The 4467-nt window shown below is 69.1% G+C and carries 4 protein-coding genes and 1 pseudogene; all 5 read right to left on the reverse strand.

Annotation, left to right across the window (positions count from 1 at the left end; all coding sequences use genetic code 11):
• Positions 1 to 299: pseudogene (locus ACLEQD_RS37760) on the reverse strand (acetyl-CoA carboxylase, biotin carboxyl carrier protein); the annotation flags it as partial.
• 38 nt (positions 300 to 337) lie between these two features.
• Positions 338 to 919: an elongation factor P gene (efp, locus tag ACLEQD_RS37765; RefSeq protein WP_410390709.1), complete on the reverse strand. Its 582-nt coding sequence runs from the start codon at positions 917 to 919 to the stop codon at positions 338 to 340.
• Between the two features lie 151 nt (positions 920 to 1070).
• On the reverse strand, positions 1071 to 1433 hold the full coding sequence (locus ACLEQD_RS37770) for a roadblock/LC7 domain-containing protein (RefSeq protein ID WP_120525949.1): 363 nt from the start codon (positions 1431 to 1433) through the stop codon (positions 1071 to 1073).
• A gap of 33 nt (positions 1434 to 1466) precedes the next feature.
• Positions 1467 to 2120 carry a hypothetical protein gene (locus ACLEQD_RS37775; protein WP_410390710.1) on the reverse strand — a complete coding sequence of 218 codons (654 nt, stop codon included), beginning with the start codon at positions 2118 to 2120 and terminating at the stop codon, positions 1467 to 1469.
• 34 nt (positions 2121 to 2154) lie between these two features.
• Positions 2155 to 4467, reverse strand: a 2313-nt coding sequence (pilQ, locus tag ACLEQD_RS37780; RefSeq protein ID WP_410390711.1) for a type IV pilus secretin PilQ, incomplete at its 5' end; no start/stop codon positions are given.

Below are 4467 nucleotides of genomic sequence, written 5' to 3' on the forward strand. Positions count from 1 at the left end.
GGCCGCGGCGGGGGCCGCACGGGCGCGGCCGGAGCGGCGTACTCCACCGGCGGCGACACCGTCACCCCGGGGCCCGACGGGGCCGTGTGGTGGACGATGGTCGTCTCCGGCGCGTGACCGCGGCGGATGTAGAGCTTCTCCGGTCCCCGCGTCCACACCAGCCGGGTGACGTCGGAGGCCTCCAGGATTTCGACAATCTGCCGGAGGGCTTCCACGTCCAGGGACGTGGTGCCCGCATCCCGCCCGGAAGCCGCGCCCGAGGACTGGGCCGGCCGGGTTGCCTTGCGCTTCGTTGCCATTCAGACCCCTCCGGGTCGCCAGGTGAAGGGAAGACGCCCTAGCCCGCGGTCGCCACGCGGGTGAGGTACTTGCCACCTTCACGCGTGTCGATCTTCAGCACGTCGCCCTCGTTGATGAACAGGGGCACGTTGACGGTGAAGCCGGTCTCCATCGTCGCGGGCTTCATCGCGCCGGACACGGTGTCACCGCGCACGCCGGGGTCGCACTTGACGACCTTGAGGTCCACGGAGTTCGGCAGACCGACCGAGATGGCCTTGCCGTTCCAGTAGAGGACCTCCACCGGGGTGTTCTCCTTGAGGAAGTTCTTCGCCTCGCCCAGCACCTTCTCCGTGATGAAGGTCTGCTCGAAGGTCTTCTTCTCCATGAAGTAGTACTCGTCGCCGGACGAGTAGAGATACTCCATGTCCTTCTGCTCGATGTCGGGGATGCCCACCTTGTCACCGGACTTCATGGTGGGCTCCAGCATGCGACCGCTGAGCAGGCTGCGAATCTTGGTCCGCACGAACGCGGAGCCCTTGCCCGGCTTGACGTGCTGGAAGTACTCGATCACGAACGGTTCGCCGTCGATCTCGATCTTCAAACCATTGCGAAATTCAGAGGTGTCGACAAAACCGGCCATGGGGACCGACTCCTTCAGCCTGACCAGACTGACGTAAAGACGAAAGCCCGGGGTGTCTAGCCCATGCCCTGTTTCCTGCAAAGGGGAAAGCGGCGGCACGCTGCGTCGCCGGGCAGGCCCGACAAGCCCCTGCCCGAGCGGACGTGCGTGACTACAACTCCGCCTTCACCTGCGGCGCGGTGACGCGCAGGACATAGCGCCCCTTGCCGAAATTCCCGTCCGCGCGCAGGGCCAGCACCAGGAAGTACTCCGGCGTCAGCAGGCGCATCACGGTGAGGACCTTCTCGCTGTTGACGGACACCTCGGTGACGGTGCCCGTCTTCAGCGACTCGGCCGCGTTCTTCAGCTGCGTGAGCAGGTTGGCGTACTCCACCCAGGTGCCGGACACGTCCAGCTCCGTGGCCTCGTCCTTCTGGAACGTGTCCACGGAGATGCCGTCGAAGCCCATCACGCTGCACGCGAGGGCCCCGTCCACCTGGTTCACCACCGCTTCAAGGTGCGTGCGAAAAGACATGGTTCTCCCAGGGCCCGGGGGCGGCGGCCCGGTTCAGACGCACTCGGGGTAGTTGCCGTCCTGGCCACCCGTCGAGTTGCACGGGATCACCGCCGCGGGCGTCTGCCCCGCGGAGCAGGCCGGGATGCCGCGGTCCGCCGCGAAGGCGTCGATGGCGTAGACGATCTCGTTCGTCTCGAAGCTCTTGCCGCCCGAGGCGTACTTGCCGGTGAACTGGACGGTGACGCGCACCTGGACCGGCCCCGTCGACACCGCTTGCGACAGGGCCACCGCGGCCTCCGTCGTGATCAGGTCGGCCACGAGCGTGTTGCCCTCGGAGGAGGGAGCCAGGCCCGCCGAGTAGGGCACCTCCCCGTCGGGGATGGAGAGGCTCGGCGTCGTTTCGTAGGACAGCTTCATCGTGTCGACGAAGGCGGTGCCGGGCCCCCCTGAGGTGCTGCCCGGCTCCAGGGGCACGTCCCCGATCTCGATGGGCGTGGGGGAGTAGTTGTTGTTCACCACGAACGCCAGGAGGTAGCGGTCCCCGTACGCGAGGTTGAGCGAACCGTTCGCGAGCCCGACGCCCTCGGCATCAACCGCACAGGCCGCATTGGGAAGCTTGGTCTGGAGGATCTGGACGACGGGCGCACTCTCTGAGCACGAGCAGAGCCCGAGCGACAGGGCCGCCGCGATGAAGAAGGGCTTCATTGGAATGGTCTCTCCCAATCAGGGCGCAATGCCATTAGAGGCTCTGCGCGATGGTCTGCCGGTTGAGGATGCGGGGCGTGATGAAGATGAGCAGCTCCTGCCGCTCGTCCGTGTCGTTGGTGTTCCGGAAGAAGAAGCCGAGCACGGGGATCTTCGACAGGAAGGGCACCGAGTTGGTCCGCGTGCTGCCCCGGCGCACGTAGATGCCGCCGATGACCGTCGTGTCGCCGTCCTTCACCAGGACCTGGGTGTTGGCCTCCTTGCGCTGGATGGAGGGCTGGCCGTTGGCGCCGGTGTTGGACGGGTCCGGCTGGTTGTTCTGCGCCGCGATGGACATGAGGATGCTGCCGTCCTGGGTGATGTGCGGCGTGACTTCCAGCGACAGGCGCGCTTCCACGAAGGTCGTGTTCACGCCGCCGGCCGACGTCTGGCTGAACGGGATGGACAGGCCCTGGCTGATGCGGGCCGTGTTGTTGTCCAGCGTGGTGACCTTGGGCGAGGAGATGGTCTTCACCGTGCCCTCCGTCTCCGCCGCGGACAGGCGCAGGTTGAGCTGCACGGCGCCGCCCGCGGAGCCGAAGGCGAAGCCCATGGCGCCACCGAGGCCCTCGCCCACCGCCGCCGGCAGGTTCACCGCGAAGTTGGGCTGGGCGGGGAGACCCGCGGCCGTGCCAGGCGAGCCGCCCGTGACGCCGACCGTGTTGGGGAAGATGAGGCCGGTGGGGTTGCCCGTCGCGGTGGACAGGCGCGTCTGGCCGCCCCACTGCACGCCCAGGTTGCGGCTGAAGGTGGTGCTCGCCTCCACGATGCGGCTCTCGATGAGGACCTGCGGCGTCTGCGTGTCCAGGCTGCGCACCAGGGCGCGCGCCTTCTCCGTGTTGGAGCGGATGTCCTTGATGATGAGCACGTTGGTGCGCGTGTCCACCGTCACCGAGCCACGGTCGCTGAGCACGTCCTTCACCCGCGACGACATGTCCGCGGCCACCGCGTAGTTCACCGGCACCAGGCTGACCAGCAGGTCCTCCTGCTGCTGCAGCGACTTCTTGCGCTCCTGGCGCAGCCGCGCCTCCTCTTCCAAGGTCTTCAGCGGCGCGATGCGGATGATGTTGCCCACCTGCTCCTGGCCCAGCTGCTTGGTGCGCAGGATGAGGTCCAGCGCCTGGTCCCAGGGCACGTTGCGCAGGCGGATGGTCACGCGGCCATTGACGTCGTCCGCCACCACGATGTTGCGCTTGGAGATCTCCGCGATGACGCGCAGCAGGTTCTGGATGTCGATGTCCTTGAACTCGAAGGACACGCGCTTGCCGCGGTAGCGGGCCTGCTGGGGCGCGCCCTCCGCCGCGTACGCCGGGGCCTCCGCCGTGAAGCCGGCGGTGCGCTGGGTGACGGCGACCTCCTCCGTCTTCACGCCCTGCACGTCCAGCCGCCAGCTCAGGCTGTTGGCGCCCTGGGTGACGTTCTCCTCGATGGCGCCGTCCGCGGCGACCACCAGGCGCACCCTGCGGCCCTCGCCGGGGACGCTGAAGGCGCTGATCATCTTCACCGGCGTGTCCAGCGCGCTGGTGTCCAGGCTGCGCTCCAGCTTCTTGGGCAGCCGCGCGTTCTCCAGCGTCAGCACCGCGCTGCGCGGATCCGGGCGGTCCACCTTCCACGCCGTCGCGCCGGACAGCTTCAGCTGCACGCGGCCGCCCGTGGGGCTCTCGTCGAAGGACAGGTCCTTGACCTCCACCACCGCCGGCTGCGGCGCGGCCTGCGCCACGGCGGGCTGCGGCTTCGCCGCTTCCTGCGTGGGCAGCGGCTGCGGGCGCAGGGGCTCCGTCTCCGCCACCGCGTCGCGGGGCTGGGACGGCTTGGGCTTGCGCGCCACCGCGCTTCCCAGCACCACCTCCAGGCCGCGCTCGGCGCGGTCCACGCGGTACGCGGGCATGTCACCCCTGGCCACGAGGACCAGGCGGACCTTGTCCTCGTGGGCGCCCACGCGCACGTCCTTGAGCAGGTGGCCCTTCACCTTGGGCGCCTTCGCGCTCAGGCCCACGCCGTACACGTCCACGGCCAGGCGAGGCGGATCCACCAGCTCCAGGACCTCGTAGCGGGCGATGTCGCCGTCGGCGGCGACGCGCAGCGCCTCGCCGTCCAGGGACAGGCGGGTGATGCGCTGGGCCGGGTGGGCCACCTCGCGCTCATCCGCCTCCGTGGCGACGACGTTCTCACGGCCCGGCACCTGCGACGGCGCGGACTTGGAGGAGGTCCCCTGCTCCGGCACCACCGCCACCATCGCCTCCACCGGCGCGGCCTTCGCCGGCGCGGTGGCGACGGTCTGGGCGGGGGCGGACTTCGGCGCGGCGGG

It is taken from the genome of Corallococcus sp. 4LFB, assembly GCF_046520365.1.
In the GTDB taxonomy this organism is placed as follows: domain Bacteria; phylum Myxococcota; class Myxococcia; order Myxococcales; family Myxococcaceae; genus Corallococcus; species Corallococcus caeni.

Excerpts from the sequence above, each read along its gene's own strand:
- efp (WP_410390709.1), bottom strand. The coding sequence starts at position 919 with ATGGCCGGTTTTGTCGACACCTCTGAATTTCGCAATGGTTTGAAGATC.
- ACLEQD_RS37770 (WP_120525949.1), bottom strand. The coding sequence starts at position 1,433 with ATGTCTTTTCGCACGCACCTTGAAGCGGTGGTGAACCAGGTGGACGGG.
- ACLEQD_RS37775 (WP_410390710.1), bottom strand. The coding sequence starts at position 2,120 with ATGAAGCCCTTCTTCATCGCGGCGGCCCTGTCGCTCGGGCTCTGCTCG.